We start from the raw sequence: 18818 nt of genomic DNA on the forward strand, positions 1-18818 counted from the left end.
AAGTATTATGTTTTTAGAAAATCCTCAGCTATTTTTTGCAGCTGTTGACGGTTAATTTTACCTTGGTTGTTACGGGGTAATTTGGCTAAGGAAATCCAATGTTTGGGAATTTTGAATTGACTCAGTTGATTTTTTAGTTGGGTTTGGATTTCTCTATGGGAAATATTTTTATCTTTGGGAATATAAATGGCTGTTAATGCTTGTCCCCAATGTTTATCAGCTATCCCAATTACACAAACATCAATTACCATTTGAGTTTTTCTAATCGCTGTTTCAATTTCTAGAGGGTAAATATTTTCACCACCTGTAATTATTTTGTCGCTATTTCTGCCAATAATATGTAAATAGTCTTGATTGTCTAAAAAACCCATATCATCAACTACAAAATTATTTCTATTTTCCCATATTTGTGGATAATAACCTAATGCTAATGATTTACTTTGAATATTTATATTTCCTGGTTGATTATCAATGATGATTTTAGCATGAGGAAGAATTTTCCCACTATTAAATTTACCTTTTAAAAATTCATCAGGTTTCAGAGTTGCAATTTGAGAAGCGGTTTCTGTCATTCCATAGGTAGGTGCTAATCTAATTTGATGAAATCTCGCTTTTTCTAATAGTTCTTCCCAAGGTGGCGCACCCCCTAAAAAAACAGTAGCAAATTTTGATAGCCATTGGGTTAATTCTGGATTTTGCAGGAGTTTTTGTAATTGGGTGGGAACTAAAGATATAAAAAATTCTGCTGGGTTAATATTTGGTATTTCACAAGTTTCTAATTTCTTAGATGTGGTAATTACTAGTTTACCTCCCGTTGTGAAAGAACGCATAAATTGCATTAATCCACTCACATGATACAATGGTAATATACAAAATGAATTAACTGAATTTATGGCAAAATATTCTGTAAATCCTTCCACAGACGCTGTTAATGTTTCCCATGTATGAATAGCAAATTTAATCTTTCCTGATGAACCACCAGTAGGAATCATAATAGTATTATTAATTGGTAATTCATAATTAGTAATTACTGATTTTGAAAAGTTATTTTCTCTTCCTAAAAATATATCTGGTTGGACTAAATTAAAAACTTGTTCCCATTCATCTTTACCCCAATCTGGGTGACAAAGAAAAACTGGACATCTAGCCGCACAAGCAGCAATAAAACTGGCTATAAATCTCACAGGTGATCTTTCCGCAATCATGATTTTTGGAGTTGACAACTGGGTTAATTGTAAATATAATTCTGTTGCTACCCGTGGTAATTCCTGGCTATGATCACAAATTAGCAAATCATATTTTTGTATATTTTCTAAAAGGTTTTCCATAGATTTTCTAGCCAGTTTAATTCTTGTTCTTTAAAAAGGTGATTAATACCAAAACCAACAGCACGGTTATTTTTAGATAATTCTGCTGCTAATTGTAATGCGGCTTGTCTGCCAATTTCTGTTTCAAATACAGATGAAAATACAACGTCAATTTGATGTTTTTTGCAAAACTCTTTTAACCTAGATGGTGAACCAACTATTCCCGGTTTAATCACAAAAATTCCCACCCAACCTTGTTGAAAACATGATTCTAATTGTTGGAGATTGGCGATAGATTCATCTAAGGCTATAGGTATAGAATATAAATTACTTAATTCCCGCATTTCTGTAAATTTATCTGCTGGTAAAGGTTGTTCGATAAATTCAATTTTGGGTAAGAATTGATCACACTTTTTTAACCATAATTCAGCTTGTTGATAACTAAGTCCACCATTAGCATCTAAACGTAATTTGGCTGAATTTGGTAAAATGGAAATTAGTAAATCAAATATTTCTAACTCCTTATTTATATCATCAACACCAATTTTCCATTTGAATGTTTTATATCCTTGTTCCCATAAGTTATTCCATTGATTTAAAGCTAATTTTCCCGCTGATAATAAGCCGCTGTAGGTAAGATCTAAATTAGCATCCGGCGATTGGAAATCACGGCTACACAGACGAAACCCACCTGCGTGGGTTGAAGATTCAAAAGCAAATTGACAAGCTGGTAAGTTATCGGGAATAGTGAAAATCATCTCTTTGGTAATTGTTTTTGGAAGTTGATGACAAAAATCTAAAGCTTGTTCTATGGTTTCTGAACCAAACCAAGAAATGGGAGAAATTTCTCCCCAAGTAATATGATTTTTTTCATTAATTAAGCGAATAATTACACTTTCGCGGATTTCCCAAACCCCATGATTAGTAATAATAGGATTTGTGAATTTTTGGCTAAAGTAACGAAAAGAAAATTGATAAATCATTGGGTACTTGCAAATAAAAAAATCCCTGAACCTCTCATTTCTCCGTGTTCTCTGTGTCTCTGTGGTTTTTTCCTGATTCAGATAACTTATTTCCTGAAAGTTCCTTAACCAAATATAAATCCCAAACCCAAAAATAAGCAACTCAAAAAATGAACATTAATAGCGATAAATTTAGAATTACTAACTTTATCTGGTTGGTGATGGGTTTCTAAAACGTGACGACATAATTTCACCGCAAAAGGTAAACTTAAGAAACTTAATAATGTCCAAATTGGGAAAATATTCAAGATGAAAAACAGCAATATTAAAGGATAAATACTAGCAGTAAATCCCACTAAAACCTTTGCACCTGTTTGAGTTCCTAATCGCACAATTGGAGATTTTTTTCCTGCGGCTATGTCATCTGCAACTTGGTGAAAATGGGAACAAAATAGCACTAAACTGGTAATAATGCCTAAAATTATGGAAGCTGCTAAATTTGTACTAGACCAGGTTTGAGTTTGGCTATAATAGGCTGCACTCATACCCAAAGGACCAAAGGCAAAAAAGCAGAGAATTTCGCCTAAACCTTGGTATCCTAGACGAAAAGGAGGACCTTGGTACATATAGCCCAAACCGCAGCATAATAGAATTATACCGATAATTGTCGGATCTTTTTGTAAAATAGCGATCGCTATTATCCCCAACAAACCCAAACCTAAACACAAGTTTCCCAACCAAAACATTAAGGTTTTATTACCAGTTAAATTCACCAATGAATGATGTTTATTCTCATCAATTCCTGTTTCCGCATCAAATACATCATTACTAATATTTTCCCATGCTAAAATTAAAATTGACGCAGCAATAAACAGAGAAAATATTGTGAGATTAAAAATCCTTGTTTCCCTAAATGCTACAGCCGAACCTACCCAAATCGGCATAATAGCAACACTGTACATTGGCGGTTTAATTGCCGCCATCCATAGTTTACCTTGAGGTGGTGAAATTTGAGTTGAAGTCATCGGTTTTGATTATTTAAATTACCATAATTTTAGTTGTCAATTAAATCTTATAATTTTATCCGGCACTTGACCAGTCATTTTAGATTTGAGATTTGGCTTGTTTATCTGTTTATATCCTACTCTTGTCAGTGTAGTCAATCTAAAATTGTTTAACTTTGGTAAATTACCAAAAAATGCTAATTTTATGATTATAGGTTCACATCCTACAATAAAATCTGCTATCTTGCAACCAAAACAGGATAAACCCCCGAATCACCCTTAGTCTATGCTGGTTAATGGTAACTGAATTATGTTACCTATAGAAATACCATCATGACTTATGACATTTTAGGAAGATAACTTAATAAAAATTAACTTATACATCCATGACCATTTCACCATGTCGCAGCCACACCTTTGTAGACTACAAATACCTAAATCAATTACTATTAGAGGTTCAGGAAAATTGCCGTCGTCATAATAATAGTAAAATTGTGAGTATTCCCCTGGAAATTGGTTTAGTTGATCCTTTGCTGGTTTTCGATAAATTTAGTCAAAAAGATACCAAAAACTTTTATTTTGAAAATAGAAGTAATGGTGAAGCAATCGCAGCAATTGATACTGTAGATAAAATAGAAATTTTTGGTAAAAATAGATTTATAAAATCAGAAGAATTTATCAAAAATTGTCTGAAAAATATAATTTATATTTCTCTGCAAAATCAGACTTTTTCCCAACCTCATTTTTTTTGTACTTTCAGTTTTTTTGACCAGCATGAACAAGCCGATTATCCATTTCCCTCTGCTACGGTTTTCTTGCCTTGTTGGCAAATTGTATTAAAAAATAATTGCTGCACATTAATAATGAATACAATTATTAATTCTCAGGTAAATATTACCAAATTATTAGATAATTTACAAAGCCACTTAGAAATTATTAAGTCCTTGAGAAATTTATCCATAAGTATTGACAAATTTCCCTTAAATTGCTACAGAAAAATTACTAAAAACGGTGATGAATTTAAAAATTCAGTCTCATCAATTTTAGAAATCATTCAATCTCAACATTTAAGCAAAATTGTTTTAGCTGATACCTTGGATGTCAGGAAAAATCATGATTTTAACTTACTACAATCTTTAAATAATCTGCGTCAATTACATCCTAATTGTCATGTATTTTCCAGCAGTAATGGTCAAGGACAAAGCTTTATTGGTGCTAGTCCAGAACGGTTAATTAGTATTCACAAACAACAGTTAATTACTGATGCTTTGGCAGGTTCAGCCCCCAGGGGTAAAACACCTATAGAAGATGCTGCAAATGCTAACAACTTAGTTAATAATACCAAGGAAAAACACGAACATAAACTTGTTCTGGATTTTATTACTCAACATTTATCTCAACTAGGTTTAGTCCCCCAAGTTTTAGCTCCCAGACTCCGACAATTATCTAATATCCAGCATTTATGGACACCAATTACTGCCGTAGTCCCGACTAATATTCATCCCTTACAAATCATTGCTAAACTGCATCCCACACCAGCAGTTGCCGGTGCTGCTAGAGATATTGCTTGTACCGAAATTCGCCGTTATGAAAATTTTGAAAGAGGTTTATATGCAGCACCTTTAGGTTGGGTAGACGCAGAAGGAAATTGTGAATTTATTGTCGGAATTCGTTCGGCTTTAATTGATGGTAATTATGCTAGACTTTATGCAGGTGCAGGTATTGTTGCCGGTTCAGATCCTCACAAGGAATTTGCAGAAGTGCAACTTAAATTGCAAGCTTTATTAAAAGCCTTGGTTTAAAATTTTTATGATTAGCTCCTTCCTGGACTCTCCTCCCGTCACTAGCCACAGAGTCGACAATAAGCATTCCCAGTCAGAGAATGGGAACGAGATTTTAACAATAATATGATTATAAATCCTCATGACTAAATGATTTTGCATTTGCACCGGTGTAAGTTTTGACAATATGTCCATTACCAGACATTTGATATTTATATGTGATCAAACCCTCCAAACCAACAGGTCCACGAGGTGGCATTTGTTGGGTACTAATTCCCACTTCTGCACCAAAACCATAGCGGAAACCATCCGCAAATCGGGTAGAACAATTATGATACACTCCCGCTGCATTTACTAACCCCTGGAAAGTTTCTGCTGCTGTGATATCTTCCGTAATAATCGCTTCTGTATGCCGAGAACCGTAATTATTAATATGGGATATTGCTTCTGTTAAAGAATCCACAATTTTAATGGCTAAAATTAAATCACTGTATTCTGTTCTCCAGTCTATTTCCGTCGCAGCGGCAATATTAGGTAAAATTTTTAAGCTGCGTTCATCTCCTCTTAATTCTACATTTTGTGCTGCTAAAGCTGCGGCAACTTGAGGAAGAAATTCCCCAGCAATACTACTATGAATTAGCAATGTTTCAATGGCATTACAAGCAGCAGGATATTGAATTTTAGAATCTACAGTAATATTAATAGCTTTGTCAATATCCGCTTTTTCATCTACATAAATATGACAAATTCCATCAGCATGACCTAATACCGGAATTCGAGTATTATCCTGCACAAATTTCACAAAAGCATTAGAACCCCTGGGAATAATTAAATCTACATATTTATCTAATTGCAACAGTTCTAATATTTCTTCTCTGGTTGTTAACAATTGCACCGCGTCAGCATTAACTCCAGTCTGAGATAATCCTTGTTTAATAGCTTTAACTATCGCTTCACAAGAATTTAACGCTTCCTTACCACCTTTGAGAATTACACCATTACCTGATTTAATTGCTAAAGAAACAATTTGAATAGCCGCTTCAGGACGCGCTTCAAAAATAATCCCTAAAACACCCAAAGGACAAGTAATACGTTTAAGAATTAAACCACTGTCAATTTCTCGATGAATTTGCACCTGACCAATTGGATCATTTAGTTTACCAACGTCTCGCACACCCGCGATCGCATCTCTTAATTTATGTTCATCTAATTGCAACCTTTTATAAAGAGGTTTAGCGATTCCTGCCGCTGTTGCTGCTTGACAATCAGCCAAATTTGCTTGCAAAATATCATCCTTAGCTGATTCTAACCCCTGAGCGATCGCTTCAATCGCTTGATTTTTGTCTTCAGAGGAAAGAAAAGCCAGCTTACTTGCAGCTTGACGAGTTTGTTGAGCGATAGCTTCGCTGGCCGAGGACATCGCACTTAGAGGAGAAGCAATGTTGAGATTAGTCATAGCACCTAAGAGTTTTCAAATGTAGCCACAATTTCTATGTTTATTCCCATCCTATCAATTTTCCCGATGTGCATTTACTAGGTTAATGATCAATCTGATCTGTCAAATAGATTTTGAGGAAAAATTAGCTATTTCAGCTAATTTTTACCCAATTTTCGGAAATTCACCTCATCAAGTTTAGAGACTTAACCTTGTCGAACCCGACGCTCAAATTCTGCGGAAGTTTTTCCAACCACATCCAATGCTAAGGGATATATATCATTATGCTCCTGTTTCAGCCAGCCTAAGAGATTGGCAATCTGAGCATTCCGTAAATCTAAATCAGTCTGAAAAATGATTGAAGTTGCCATCGCTTCAGCATATTGACGTGGATGACCTTTCTGTACAAAAGTATCCACTAAAGCAGTTAAAGCTTCCTGTGGTACATTAGCAGGATTTCCTTCTGTAGACATAATTTTTGAAAAAATAAACTTAATAAATTAGAGTAATTTATCTAAACAAGTAGATGCCATTAGTAACATTACTTAATTTTCTATATGTCAGGCTAAGGACACTTACGTAAGCTTACTGAAAATAAGCTCAACCTATTGACAAAATACATGAAATATGAATTATGCGATCAAAGCATTTAAAGGTGATTTTTCAATAATTTATTAGCCAAGCCTTTGTTGCTTTACCCATAAGCTGTTTATCCCAACTTAATTTCCAAAAGCCTTGTCAAACCTAGCATTATTAATCATTACTATCCTTTATTTATACAAATAGAACATGATAATACTTGATTTTCTGGATCGGAATTAATAATATAATTCAAATAAAATCAGAAATATTATCCAGATTTTCCCAGTAGTACGGATTCGGTAATCATGTGTTTTTAATAGCTTTTTAACTCATAAACTTTACATTTCTTTACAGAAAAGTTCTTTACATCTTCAGAAATCAGTGATATTTATATAAATGTGGGTCGAGCGAAATGCTCAACCAAAAATCAAAACAACAACAAGGACTTAAAACAATGGCAGTTGAAAAAACCAATTCTTCCTCCAGCTTGGCAGAAGTTATTGACAGAATTTTAGACAAAGGTATCGTCATTGATGCTTGGGTTCGTGTTTCCTTAGTTGGTATCGAATTACTAGCAATTGAAGCTCGTATCGTTATCGCTTCTGTTGAAACCTACTTGAAATATGCTGAAGCAGTTGGTTTAACCCAATCCGCAGCAGTACCTGCTTAATTTTAATAACCAGATTTCTCAATTTGGAATAACTATCAAGGTGTAGTTTTAATAGTTATTCCCCTTACTCACAACAACAACAAGGACTTAAAACAATGGCAGTTGAAAAAACCAATTCTTCCTCCAGCTTGGCAGAAGTTATTGACAGAATTTTAGACAAAGGTATCGTCATTGATGCTTGGGTTCGTGTTTCCTTAGTTGGTATCGAATTACTAGCAATTGAAGCTCGTATCGTTATCGCTTCTGTTGAAACCTACTTGAAATATGCTGAAGCAGTTGGTTTAACCCAATCCGCAGCAGTACCTGCTTAATTTTAATAACGAATATTCAGAATTAAACATCAATTTAATTCTGATATTGATTCTACTTTTTTTAATTATCTATAGATTTGGAAATCAAGATCTTTCAAAGGATATTACAAAAAAGTATGAATCCTTAAAACATATTCGCTGAAAAAATTGCCAGTGAATGTATTCGATGCCAGTTTACTATTTTATTTTCTGGAGAATTTCATGACTTCTTTAATGGCAAGAATCCAACAAGAGCATCAGTCAATAGCTAAGAAAGTGGCTCAACTAGCTCTAGAAACTAATGAGTTCTTGTCCGCTACCGCAGCGCAAAGACAAGCACAAGCTCAAAAACAAGCTCAAGAATTGCTAGACTTCCACAAAGAACTTCAAGCAACAACTGAGCAGTTCTTATCAGAAACAGCCCAAGCAAGACAAGCACAAGCTCAAAAACAAGCTCAAGAATTGCTAGACTTCCATAAAGACCTTCAGGCAACAACTGAGCAGTTCTTATCAGAAACAGCTAAAGCCAGACTTGCTCAAGCCGAAAAACAAGCTCAAGAACTGTTAGCATTCTATCAAGAACTTCAAGCAACAACTGAGCAGTTCTTATCAGAAACAGCTAAAGCCAGATTTGCTCAAGCTCAAAAACAAGCTCAAGAACTGTTAGCATTCTATCAAGAACTTCGAGCAACAACTGAGCAGTTCTTATCAGAAACAGCTAAAGCCAGATTTGCTCAAGCTCAAAAACAAGCTCAAGAACTGTTAGACTTCCACAAAGAACTTCAAGCAACAACTGAGCAGTTCTTATCAGAAACAGCTAAAGCCAGATTTGCTCAAGCTAAAGAACAGAAGGAATCTCTCGTTAAGTTCCGTCAGGATTTGTTTGTAAGTATCTTTGGTTAATCTATACTCTCAATAATTCAATTTATTGGAGAATAGGGTTACATAATAAAACCCCCAATCTTACAGTTAAAAAACTGGTAAGATGAGGGGGTGATTAATAAAATTCAACAACAACAAGTTTTGGTGTGAGAGTTAGGTAGCCTATATTTATACTGTTTTTCTGTCAGAGTAAACAATTAGTTAGCATTAATGCTCCTAATTTTATAAAAATAGGCATCCTACCTCATCAAACCAATGATATGATATTAGCGCATAAATTTTAAAAAAGCATTATATCATTCTTTTTTTCCCACCCATCTTAATTTTTTCTTAACTGTTTACCATATTCAACTTATGAGCATCACCAAAGTTAATCATAAAAGAGCCGTTCTTCGTCTTCGTCCAGGTCAGTTTGTAGTCACACCTGCTATTGAGCGAGTAGTAATTCGGGCGCTGCGTTATCTCAGATCAGGGTTTCCTATTCACCTACGGGGACCTGCAGGGACAGGAAAAACAACTTTGGGTATGCACTTGGCTAACTGTCTTGACAGACCAGTGATGTTACTGTTTGGAGATGACCAATTTAAAAGTTCCGACTTAATTGGTAGTGAATCCGGTTATACCCACAAAAAATTACTGGATAACTATATACACAGCGTTGTTAAAGTCGAAGATGAATTTAAGCAAAATTGGGTTGATTCCCGTTTAACTTTAGCTTGTCGTGAAGGCTTTACTTTAGTATATGACGAATTTAACCGTTCACGTCCTGAAGTTAATAACGTCCTGCTGTCAGCATTAGAAGAAAAAATTCTCAGTCTTCCTCCCAGCAGTAATCAGCCAGAATACCTGAGTGTTAATCCCCAGTTTCGGGTAATTTTTACATCAAATCCAGAAGAATATTGCGGAGTTCACTCCACGCAAGATGCTTTAATGGATAGATTGGTTACCATTAATATGCCAGAACCGGATGAGATCACTCAGACAGAGATATTAATTCAGAAAACAAACATAGGCCGAGAATCTGCTAACCTAATAGTTAGGTTGGTCAAATCATTTCGTCTGGCCACGGGGGCAGAAAAAACTTCCGGTTTACGGTCTTGTTTAATGATTGCTAAAGTCTGTGCGGATCATGATATTCCGGCTTCAATAGAAGATTTAGATTTTCGAGAAATCGCTATGGATATTCTGTTTAACCGCGCTCAGTTGTCTATTAGCGAGTCCACTGATATTTTTGTGGGGTTGCTTGAGCAATTCTCAGCAGAAGAAATTCAAGTATTAAATGATACTCTTCCTTCTACCGATGAACTTTTGATTAACAATTCCCAGTTTACATCTCAAGAATTAGTTATTCAACCAAATACAGAATTGGCAAATGATATTCCCCAGGAGTTACGCAAAACAGAACAAAATTAGGGTATTAACCTTAGGCAAGAATAGGGTTTTCACTCATATCTTGTTTAAGTCCTGTTCCTTGTAAAAATTAAGTTTGCAACTACCTGGTTAAGCAAAAAAGTGAAGGATGAACGGGAATTCAAAAAGCCTTAAACATAGAGCGCGACATGAGCATAAAAGCTCTATGTTCTTTGCATAAAAATTTTTAGCTTGCAAAGTCAATCGTGTTTATACCATTCAAGAGTTTAATCATTTGTGAATTCTAATCCAACACTGCCTACACGTCATCAAACAAACTCAAGTCGAACTATTAATACATCTACCCAAGGTTCGACTTTAGCGGACATTCTCGAAAGAGTTTTAGATAAAGGGATTGTGATTGCTGGGGATATTTCTATATCTATCGCGTCCACCGAACTGATAAATATTCGGATTCGCTTGTTGATTTCCTCCGTGGATAAAGCCAAGGAAATGGGTATTAATTGGTGGGAAAACGATCCTTATCTCAGCGCTAAGGCTCAAGGTTTGGTTGCAGAAAATGAACAACTTCGGCATCGTTTAGAAACTCTAGAATCCAAACTAAATTTGCTAACATCTTCTAGTAGTCTCAATGAGGAAATTCCCCTACCAACCGATACTAAAGATGATTTTTTCCAAGAGAAGGAAGATAATCTATCACCTTTAGATGCACCGATTGAAGTTCTAGATTTTCAAGCTCAAACCAGTCAAGAAGATTCATCACCTGTAGATACACAAGTGGAAATTATGGATATCCAAGTTGAAGGGAATCAAGAAACTCCATTATCTTTAAACCCAACAATAGAAATTACAGATTTCCAATCAGAAACTAGTGAAGAAACTTCACCGATAGATCTGCAAGTTGAAAGTAATCAAGAAACTCCATTATCGTTAAACCCAACCATAGAAATTACAGATTTTCAACCAGAAAATAGTGAAGAAACTTCACCGATAGAACCAACGATTGACCTTTAACCTCAACTGAAAATGTAGGAGTTATGAGTTATCCACATCTAATTAATCAAAGCTGAGACTTTTAAAACTTTAATAGTCAACTTGTATCAAAGACATTTAAAACTTTAGGTTGCATCATCAAAATGCTTTGCACTCCAGCTGATAACTTCGACGATTCACTGACTACCGTTTCTAAATCTAAGAATGAAGCCGGTTTAGCCCCTTTGCTTTTAACTGTATTAGAATTGCTGCGTCAGTTGATGGAAGCTCAAGTAATTCGGCGTATGGAAGAGAATTTACTCAGTGAAACTGACTTAGAACGGGCAGCAGACAGTATTCAAAAGTTAGAAGCACAAATATTACATTTGTGTCAGACTTTTGAAGTTGACCCAGCAGAGTTGAATGTAAATTTGGGAGATTTTGGTACTCTTTTACCACAATCTGGCTCTTATTATCCAGGAGAAACTGGTAGTCGCCCTTCCGTACTGGAATTACTAGATAGGCTTTTAAATACCGGAGTTGTTCTAGACGGTGAGATAGATCTAGGTCTAGCTCAACTTGATCTTATTCACGCTAAATTACGATTAGTTCTGACATCAAAACCAATTTAATACTAGTTTATCAGTCCTAATTTTAGGTTTAATTTATTTAAAACTTATGAACACAGATTTGGCTCATAAAAATTTTGGTCTTTATTTGTATGGCATTTTCCCAGACATAATTCCTGAAACTCTTGAGATTAAAGGATTGGATGGAAAACCTGTTCATAGCCAAGTAGTTGATGGGTTTACTTTTTTATATTCACAGGCCTGTCAAGAAAAATATTTGGCTTCTCGCCGTAATTTGTTAGCTCATGAAAGAGTTTTAGAACAAACAATGCATGAAGGTTTTCATGTTCTTTTGCCTTTGCGGTTTGGATTAGTTGTTAAAGATTGGGAAACAATCATGAGCCAACTAATTAATCCTCATAAAGAACAATTACATAAATTGTTTGAAAAATTGGCAGGACAAAGAGAGGTAAGCATTAAAATTCTGTGGGATGCTAAGGCTGAATTGCAAGCCATGATGGAGTCTAATCATGAGTTGAGGCAGCAGCGCGACAACATGGAAGGTAAAAAGCTAAGTATGGAGGAAGTGATTCAAATAGGACAATTAATTGAAAGTAATTTGCAAGCCCGCAAACAAGCTGTAATTGAAGTCTTCACTACAGAGCTAAATCCTTTGGCTCGAGAGATTGTAGTCAGTGACCCCATGACGGAAGAAATGATTTACAATGCGGCCTTTCTGATTCCCTGGGATAGCGAACCTCTCTTTAGCGAACGCGTCGAAGCAATTGACAAGAAATTTGGTACTCGCTTGCGTATTCGCTACAACAATTTTACTGCCCCCTATACATTTGCCCTGCTTGATTCATAGGAGTTATGACGATGCTGACGCAACTTTTACTATTGCCAATCATGGGTCCACTTAATGGAGTTGTCTGGATTGCAGAGCAAATCCAAGAACGGACTAATACTGAATTTGATGCTCAAGAAAATTTGCATAAACAATTATTAAGTTTACAACTTTCTTTTGACATTGGCGAAATTTCTGAAGAGGATTTTGAGATTCAAGAAGAAGAGATTCTTTTGAAAATTCAAGCCTTGGAAGAGGAAGCACGCTTGGAACTAGAAGCTGAACAAGAGGAAGCACGCTTGGAACTAGAAGCTGAAATTTATACCAATAATTGACACATATAAGCATCTTGTTACACTATAAGTGACGGGACGGGAAATATATCTCCCCCTCTACCGGATTTAATCCCCTAAAGATACGGTAATTACGAATTGGGAATTATACTATAACTAGTACAATATTCAAGTAGAGTTTAAGGTGATCATAAAAAAACCCGCATTAGCGGGTAAGTTGTTGAAGATGTATTCATATTTTGCCAAATTGATCAAGATTTCGGATTTTAATATTCAATCTCAAAGGTTTGGTAATTATTCGATTCAACAAAGGTGTTTGGACTCACTATGTTTTGAGTAGCACTAGGCTGAGGTTGACGCAATTTTTTAATCGTTTTCTCTGTATCCTCTATCTGGCCATTAAGGATGTCCAACCGCTGTTGCAATACATTAGTCCGTTCCTTGATATAACATAGTTCTCTCTGAATACGTTGCTTTTCCGTCACCATTTTATAAAGCTCTAATTGACTTGAAGCATCAGATTGATTTCTGGGCATGGTACTAACTTTAGCTCTGATAATACCGGGATTGCGAACATTTCTCATGAAAAATACCTGAATATTTCCTAGCATTATAACTAAGTTTTTGTTATTGTAAATCCCTAAATTATCGAGGTATAGATGAAAAAATTTATTCGGTATGGCAATGAATATGAATCTTAGGTAATTAATACCAGCAAATATTTTTATCTAGGTAAAATATATGGAATTAGAAAATTTCTACACTTATGCTTTTTTAGAAATACCCAGATTTCCCTTGGTTTTGCCACAAGGTGCTGCTAGTCAAGTAATACTGATTAATGGTTCGGGAATGTCGGCTATTGTTGAGCGAGGAATATCCTTAGAATCATTTCAAAATAATGATGAAAAAATTATCCAGATGGCTTTATCTCATGATCGAGTGATTTGTGAACTTTTTCAACAGGTTACGGTTTTACCCTTGCGTTTTGGAACTTGTTTTACTTCCACAAACAACTTACTAAATTATTTAGAATCCCATAGACAAGAATATCAAGACAAACTAGAAAAAATCAATGGTAAAATTGAATTTACTTTAAAATTAATCCCGCGGACGATGGAAGAACCAGCAGTATTGGAAAAAGGAGGTAGGGATTATTTTTTGGCTAAAAAACAACGCTATCAAGACAAAAATAACTTTAGCATTGCTCAAGCTACAGAAAAACAAAATCTGATTGATTCAATCACTAAAGTCAATCAATTACCACTTGTTATTCAGGAAAAAGAAGAAGAAGTAAATATTTACCTATTGGTTAATTCCCAAGATAAAACTTTGCTTTTAGAACAATTTTTAAATTGGCAAAGAGCCTGTCCACGTTGGGATTTACTTTTGGGAGACTCTCTTCCTCCGTACCACTTTATTTAATGATTATTTATTAGTCTTTTAGTGATTTATTAAGTTTATTATGAACCAGTACGACTCATTTCATTTAATCATGTTTAGTGGTAAGGGTGGAGTTGGCAAAACTACCACTTCTTGCACTTTTGCTCGTTATTGGGCAAAACAGTTCCCGGAAGAAACAATTTTGTTACTTTCTACAGATCCGGCACATTCTTTAGGAGATGTATTACTGACAGAAGTGAAAGATTATGCTTCACCATTAACAGATTTGCCTAATTTAAGTGTTCAGGCTTTAGATGCTGAAAAACTGCTATTAGAATTTAAGGCCAAATATAGCAAATTTTTAGAAATACTGGTTGAGCGAGGAAGTCTAGCTGACGGACAAGATTTAGCCCCAGTTTGGGATTTGGACTGGCCTGGTTTAAACGAATTAATGGGATTACTAGAAATCCAACGTCTACTATCTGAAAAAAAAGTAGACCGCATAGTAGTTGATATGGCTCCTTCTGGTCATACCTTAAACCTGTTGCGATTGGAAGATTTTTTAGATGTGATTTTAAACTCATTAGAGTTATTCCAAAAAAAGCATCAGGTGATCACAGAAACTTTAACCGGACGTTATACTCTTGATGAAGTTGATGACTTTTTAGCCGATCTAAAATTTCAATTAGCGGAAGGTAGACGACTACTACAAGATGATCAATTTACAGGTTGTATAGTTGTTGCGGTTTCTGAACCTATGTGTTTTGCGGAAACTGAGCGATTTATCGAAAGTTTAAAAACCTTAAATGTTCCCTATGGTGGCATAGTAATAAATCGAATTGTCAGTGATTCATCTATAGAGCCAGATCGCTATGCCGAACAGCAAAGCTTTATCAATAAATTCTTGAAAATTTCTCAAAATAAACCCGTTTTCATAGTACCACAACAGCAATTCGCACCATTAGGGGGGTTAGCATTAGATAATCTAGCAGCACAAATTCAATATATTGATCATGTGGAACTCGCTGCTCCACCACCAATTCAATGGCCGACTAAAATTCCACCTAGCTTTACTGACTTTGTAGCCGAAGGCTGTCAACTAATTGTTGTCGGTGGCAAAGGAGGAGTTGGTAAAACCACGGTGTCAGCAGCCATGGCCTGGGCTTTTGCTAATCGTTATCCTGATCAAAAAATTCGCGTAATTTCCATAGATCCTGCTCATTCCTTGGGAGATGCTTTTGGTGAAAAATTAGGACATGAACCAAAATTATTAGCTCCTAATTTAACTGGACAGGAAATTAATGCTGAGAAAATATTAGATCAATTTCGTGCCGATTACCTTTGGGAATTGGCGGATATGATTAGTGGTGAAGGAACAGAAGCAGACGCAACAATAAATATTGCCTATCTTCCAGAAGCTTGGCGGCAAATTATGTCTCAAGCTTTACCAGGTATTGATGAGATGCTATCCCTAATCACCATTATGGATTTATTAGACAGCAACCAGCAAGATTTGATTATTCTAGATACAGCACCCACAGGTCATCTTCTGCAATTTTTGTCAATGCCAACTGCATTAGGAGATTGGTTATCTTGGATATTTAAGCTGTGGATGAAATATCAGAATGTCCTGGGTCGAGTTGATTTCATTGGCCGGTTGCGAAGTCTGCGCCAACAAGTTGTTAAAGCTCAAAAGAAATTAAAAGACCCAAAGCACACCCAATTTGTGGGTGTAATTCAGGCAGAATCTGCAATTATAGCTGAACACATCCGCTTAACGGAATCTCTCAAAACTATAGGAATTCAACAGCGTTATGTGGTACAAAATCGCTACACTCAAGATGTAGAGATTGAGAGCAGTTTGTTTTCACAGCAAACAATTATTCGCTTACCTAACTTACCCAGATCCGTCGAACCCATTGCCAGAATTAAAGCTGCTGCCGATCTTTTATTTTAAGTGGATAATATAGTCAAGAAAAAATGGTTTTTTTAGAGTCAATTTTTGGAGGAATGTGATGAGTGATTTATTCAAGGGATTCGAGCAGTTATTAGAACTGGTAAAAACTCTCGAAGAAAAATCAGAAAACGGAGAAATCAAAACCAATGTCCAGTTTAACTCCCGCCCATTAAGCAGTATTCCCAGAACAGGAAATATCCCCCGTAGCAGTAATATGGGGGGTAATATGGGTAATATGGGGGGTAATATGGGTAATGACGTGGGTACAAGTCGGATGAACACTCAATCCCCCCCGGCTTCTGGTGCAGGTCCCTCAGATCCAGTTGTTCCTCCCGATCCTACTTCAGGTATTGCTCTTAAAGATATCGGTGGACTGAGCGAAATTCTTAAAGAACTCAAAGAACTGGTTGCTATTCCGTTAAAACGCCCTGACCTATTGGCTAAATTAGGACTAGAACCCACCCACGGCGTATTATTAGTTGGTCCTCCAGGCACCGGTAAAACTCTCACAGCCCGGGCTTTGGCTGAAGAACTGGGCGTTAACTACATTGCTATTGTTGGTCCTGAAGTCATCAGTAAATATTATGGTGAAGCGGAACAAAGATTGCGCGGTATTTTTGAAAAAGCCGCCAAAAATGCTCCCTGTATTATTTTTATTGATGAAATTGATAGCCTCGCTCCAGACCGCAGTGCAGTAGAAGGGGAAGTTGAAAAGCGCCTCGTTGCCCAATTATTAGGCTTAATGGATGGTTTTTCCCATAGCCCAGGGGTGATTGTTCTCGCAGCTACCAACCGCCCTGACCATCTTGACCCAGCCTTGCGAAGACCAGGACGATTTGACAGGGAAGTTCAGTTTCGCATTCCTGATATCAACGGACGTAAAGAAATTCTGCAAATTCTCACCCGTTCTATGCCTTTGGATAACACCGTTGACCTCGATTTTATCGCCGAGCGGGCGGTGGGATTTGTGGGGGCTGATTTGAAGGCTGTTTGTCAAAAGGCGGCTTATAGCGCCCTCCGTCGTCAAGTTCCTTCTATAGAGGTGCAAGCTCCTGAAAACATGACGGTTACTCAAACTGATTTTTTACAGGGACTAAAGGAAATCAAACCGGCTGTGCTTCGTAGTGTGGAAGTTGAAGTTCCCCAAGTTGCTTGGGATGATATTGGTGGTTTAGAGAATATTAAGCAAACCCTGCGAGAATCTGTAGAAGGGGCGCTACTTTATCCAGAACTTTACCTACAAACTAAGGCTATTGCTCCCAAGGGGATTTTGCTATGGGGTCCTCCGGGAACTGGTAAAACTTTATTAGCCAAAGCTGTGGCTTCCCAGGCCAGGGCTAATTTTATTGGTGTCAATGGACCGGAATTACTAACCCGTTGGGTGGGTGCGAGTGAACAAGCAGTGCGGGAATTATTTGCTAAGGCTCGACAAGCAGAACCCTGTGTTATATTCATTGATGAAATTGATACATTAGCTCCAGCAAGGGGAAGTTACAGCGGTGATTCAGGCGTGAGTAACCGGGTAGTAGGGCAATTATTAACTGAATTGGATGGTGTAGAGGCGGGTGCAAGTATTCTGGTTATTGGGGCTACAAACCGTCCTGATGCTCTGGACTCAGCGTTATTACGGGCAGGTAGGTTAGATTTACAACTTAAAGTAGATTTGCCTGATTTAGCTAGTCGTTTAGATATTTTGCAGGTCTATACTGAGGGACGACCATTGTTAGATGTGAATTTAACATATTGGTCTGAAGTCACAGAAGGTTGGAATGGCGCTGATTTAGTATTGCTGTGTAATCAAGCTGCTGTGGAAGCTATTCGCCGTTTCCGAGCGCAAGGACAGACAGATCCTGCTGATATCAGAATTACTAATGATGATTTTCAATATTCTCATCAGGTTTTAGTCAGTCAACGTCATGCTTAGTTAGATTCTCGCTGTTACCCCTGGCTGCAAGGAATTTGTCCGGGGGTCGGAAAGCATAGAAAAGTAAGTACAAGGGACATACTACTGGTAATTGTTTTCAGCGTCGCTACAACTGGATAGAATTGTTATGAGTTGATTTAGCGATCGCTTTACAGCAGTTTCGGATATTATAAGTTACAGATATTAATGATAAAAATCTTGTGGTGCGGGCATCTTGCCCGCCAAAGTGTACCTCACCCTTATGGTAATCCGCTTTATTGAATTTAGTTATTGATTGTGCTTTTGAGTAGCAACTAGCAAGTAATTTGCAAAATCAGCATTAGACACCTCCAAAATATAGAGACGTTCCATAGAACGTCTCTACAAGGTTTCTGAATAACGCATATTTAACCCACATTCCGCACCCTGAACTGTCACAGATCAAAAAAGCAGAGATAGTAGTACATAATAACTAACGATCAATTAAAGAGAAATAAGCTTAATGAGAATACATATCATTAAAAGGGGGGTGGTGTGAGAAAGTAAAGTTTCCTAAGGAGTCCGAATTCAAGATGATTAAAAAATTTATTATTCAGAAAGCAAGAAATGAGAG

The 18818-nt window shown here is 36.5% G+C and carries 18 protein-coding genes; 12 read left to right on the forward strand and 6 right to left on the reverse strand.

What is annotated here, in order from left to right:
* Positions 1-5: 5 nt before the first annotated feature.
* The 3 genes from H6F39_RS14995 to menA all read right to left on the reverse strand — a co-directional run bounded on the left by H6F39_RS14995 (position 6) and on the right by menA (position 3294).
* A complete protein-coding gene (locus tag H6F39_RS14995; RefSeq protein WP_137908692.1) occupies positions 6-1328 on the reverse strand; it encodes a 2-succinylbenzoate--CoA ligase in 1323 nt (440 codons plus the stop codon).
* Complete coding sequence (locus H6F39_RS15000) at positions 1313-2290, reverse strand: o-succinylbenzoate synthase (RefSeq protein ID WP_190396948.1); 978 nt, start codon at positions 2288-2290, stop codon at positions 1313-1315. Before H6F39_RS15000 ends, H6F39_RS14995 begins: the two co-directional genes overlap by 16 nt.
* A gap of 104 nt (positions 2291-2394) precedes the next feature.
* Positions 2395-3294, reverse strand: coding sequence for a 2-carboxy-1,4-naphthoquinone phytyltransferase (menA, locus tag H6F39_RS15005; RefSeq protein ID WP_190372192.1), 900 nt, complete (start codon positions 3292-3294; stop codon positions 2395-2397).
* Between the two features lie 365 nt (positions 3295-3659).
* On the opposite strand from menA, the gene H6F39_RS15010 reads away from it, so the two are divergent.
* Entirely contained in the window at positions 3660-5075 is a 1416-nt protein-coding gene (locus tag H6F39_RS15010; RefSeq protein ID WP_137908695.1) for an isochorismate synthase MenF, read from the forward strand.
* A 109-nt stretch (positions 5076-5184) separates the two neighbouring features.
* Here H6F39_RS15010 and H6F39_RS15015 read toward each other — a convergent pair whose 3' ends face one another.
* Together H6F39_RS15015 and H6F39_RS15020 are read right to left on the reverse strand one after the other, a co-directional pair.
* Positions 5185-6510, reverse strand: a complete 1326-nt coding sequence (locus tag H6F39_RS15015; RefSeq protein WP_190396949.1) for a glutamate-5-semialdehyde dehydrogenase — start codon at positions 6508-6510, stop codon at positions 5185-5187.
* Positions 6511-6695: 185 nt separating this feature from the next.
* Positions 6696-6962, reverse strand: coding sequence for a hypothetical protein (locus H6F39_RS15020; protein ID WP_137908697.1), 267 nt, complete (start codon positions 6960-6962; stop codon positions 6696-6698).
* Positions 6963-7525: 563 nt separating this feature from the next.
* Here H6F39_RS15020 and gvpA (H6F39_RS15025) point away from each other — a divergent pair.
* The 8 genes from gvpA (H6F39_RS15025) (at position 7526) to H6F39_RS15060 (ending at position 13007) form a co-directional block, all read left to right on the forward strand.
* Positions 7526-7741, forward strand: coding sequence for a gas vesicle structural protein GvpA (gvpA, locus tag H6F39_RS15025; protein ID WP_015080752.1), 216 nt, complete (start codon positions 7526-7528; stop codon positions 7739-7741).
* A gap of 95 nt (positions 7742-7836) precedes the next feature.
* On the forward strand, positions 7837-8052 hold the full coding sequence (gene gvpA, locus H6F39_RS15030) for a gas vesicle structural protein GvpA (protein ID WP_015080752.1): 216 nt from the start codon (positions 7837-7839) through the stop codon (positions 8050-8052).
* A gap of 201 nt (positions 8053-8253) precedes the next feature.
* Positions 8254-8934 carry a gas vesicle protein GvpC gene (gvpC, locus tag H6F39_RS15035; RefSeq protein ID WP_137907518.1) on the forward strand — a complete coding sequence of 227 codons (681 nt, stop codon included), beginning with the start codon at positions 8254-8256 and terminating at the stop codon, positions 8932-8934.
* A gap of 333 nt (positions 8935-9267) precedes the next feature.
* Positions 9268-10326, forward strand: coding sequence for a gas vesicle protein GvpN (gene gvpN / locus H6F39_RS15040; RefSeq protein ID WP_137907519.1), 1059 nt, complete (start codon positions 9268-9270; stop codon positions 10324-10326).
* Positions 10327-10560: 234 nt separating this feature from the next.
* A complete protein-coding gene (locus tag H6F39_RS20805; protein WP_236097093.1) occupies positions 10561-11298 on the forward strand; it encodes a gas vesicle protein in 738 nt (245 codons plus the stop codon).
* A gap of 122 nt (positions 11299-11420) precedes the next feature.
* Entirely contained in the window at positions 11421-11888 is a 468-nt protein-coding gene (locus H6F39_RS15050) for a gas vesicle protein K (protein WP_190396950.1), read from the forward strand.
* A 46-nt stretch (positions 11889-11934) separates the two neighbouring features.
* A complete protein-coding gene (locus H6F39_RS15055) occupies positions 11935-12693 on the forward strand; it encodes a GvpL/GvpF family gas vesicle protein (RefSeq protein ID WP_190396951.1) in 759 nt (252 codons plus the stop codon).
* An 11-nt stretch (positions 12694-12704) separates the two neighbouring features.
* Complete coding sequence (locus tag H6F39_RS15060; protein WP_137907522.1) at positions 12705-13007, forward strand: gas vesicle protein GvpG; 303 nt, start codon at positions 12705-12707, stop codon at positions 13005-13007.
* 224 nt (positions 13008-13231) lie between these two features.
* Here the strand turns inward: H6F39_RS15060 and H6F39_RS15065 are convergent, their stop codons facing one another.
* Complete coding sequence (locus tag H6F39_RS15065) at positions 13232-13549, reverse strand: gas vesicle protein (RefSeq protein WP_137907523.1); 318 nt, start codon at positions 13547-13549, stop codon at positions 13232-13234.
* A gap of 157 nt (positions 13550-13706) precedes the next feature.
* On the opposite strand from H6F39_RS15065, the gene H6F39_RS15070 reads away from it, so the two are divergent.
* The 3 genes from H6F39_RS15070 to H6F39_RS15080 are packed head-to-tail and all read left to right on the forward strand — an operon-like array spanning position 13707 to position 18226.
* A complete protein-coding gene (locus H6F39_RS15070; RefSeq protein WP_168360193.1) occupies positions 13707-14387 on the forward strand; it encodes a GvpL/GvpF family gas vesicle protein in 681 nt (226 codons plus the stop codon).
* Positions 14388-14427: 40 nt separating this feature from the next.
* On the forward strand, positions 14428-16302 hold the full coding sequence (locus H6F39_RS15075) for an ArsA family ATPase (protein ID WP_174782814.1): 1875 nt from the start codon (positions 14428-14430) through the stop codon (positions 16300-16302).
* A gap of 58 nt (positions 16303-16360) precedes the next feature.
* Complete coding sequence (locus H6F39_RS15080) at positions 16361-18226, forward strand: AAA family ATPase (RefSeq protein WP_137907525.1); 1866 nt, start codon at positions 16361-16363, stop codon at positions 18224-18226.
* Positions 18227-18818 lie beyond the last annotated feature (592 nt).

The organism is Dolichospermum sp. FACHB-1250 (assembly GCF_014696335.1).
Lineage (GTDB): Bacteria > Cyanobacteriota > Cyanobacteriia > Cyanobacteriales > Nostocaceae > Dolichospermum > Dolichospermum planctonicum.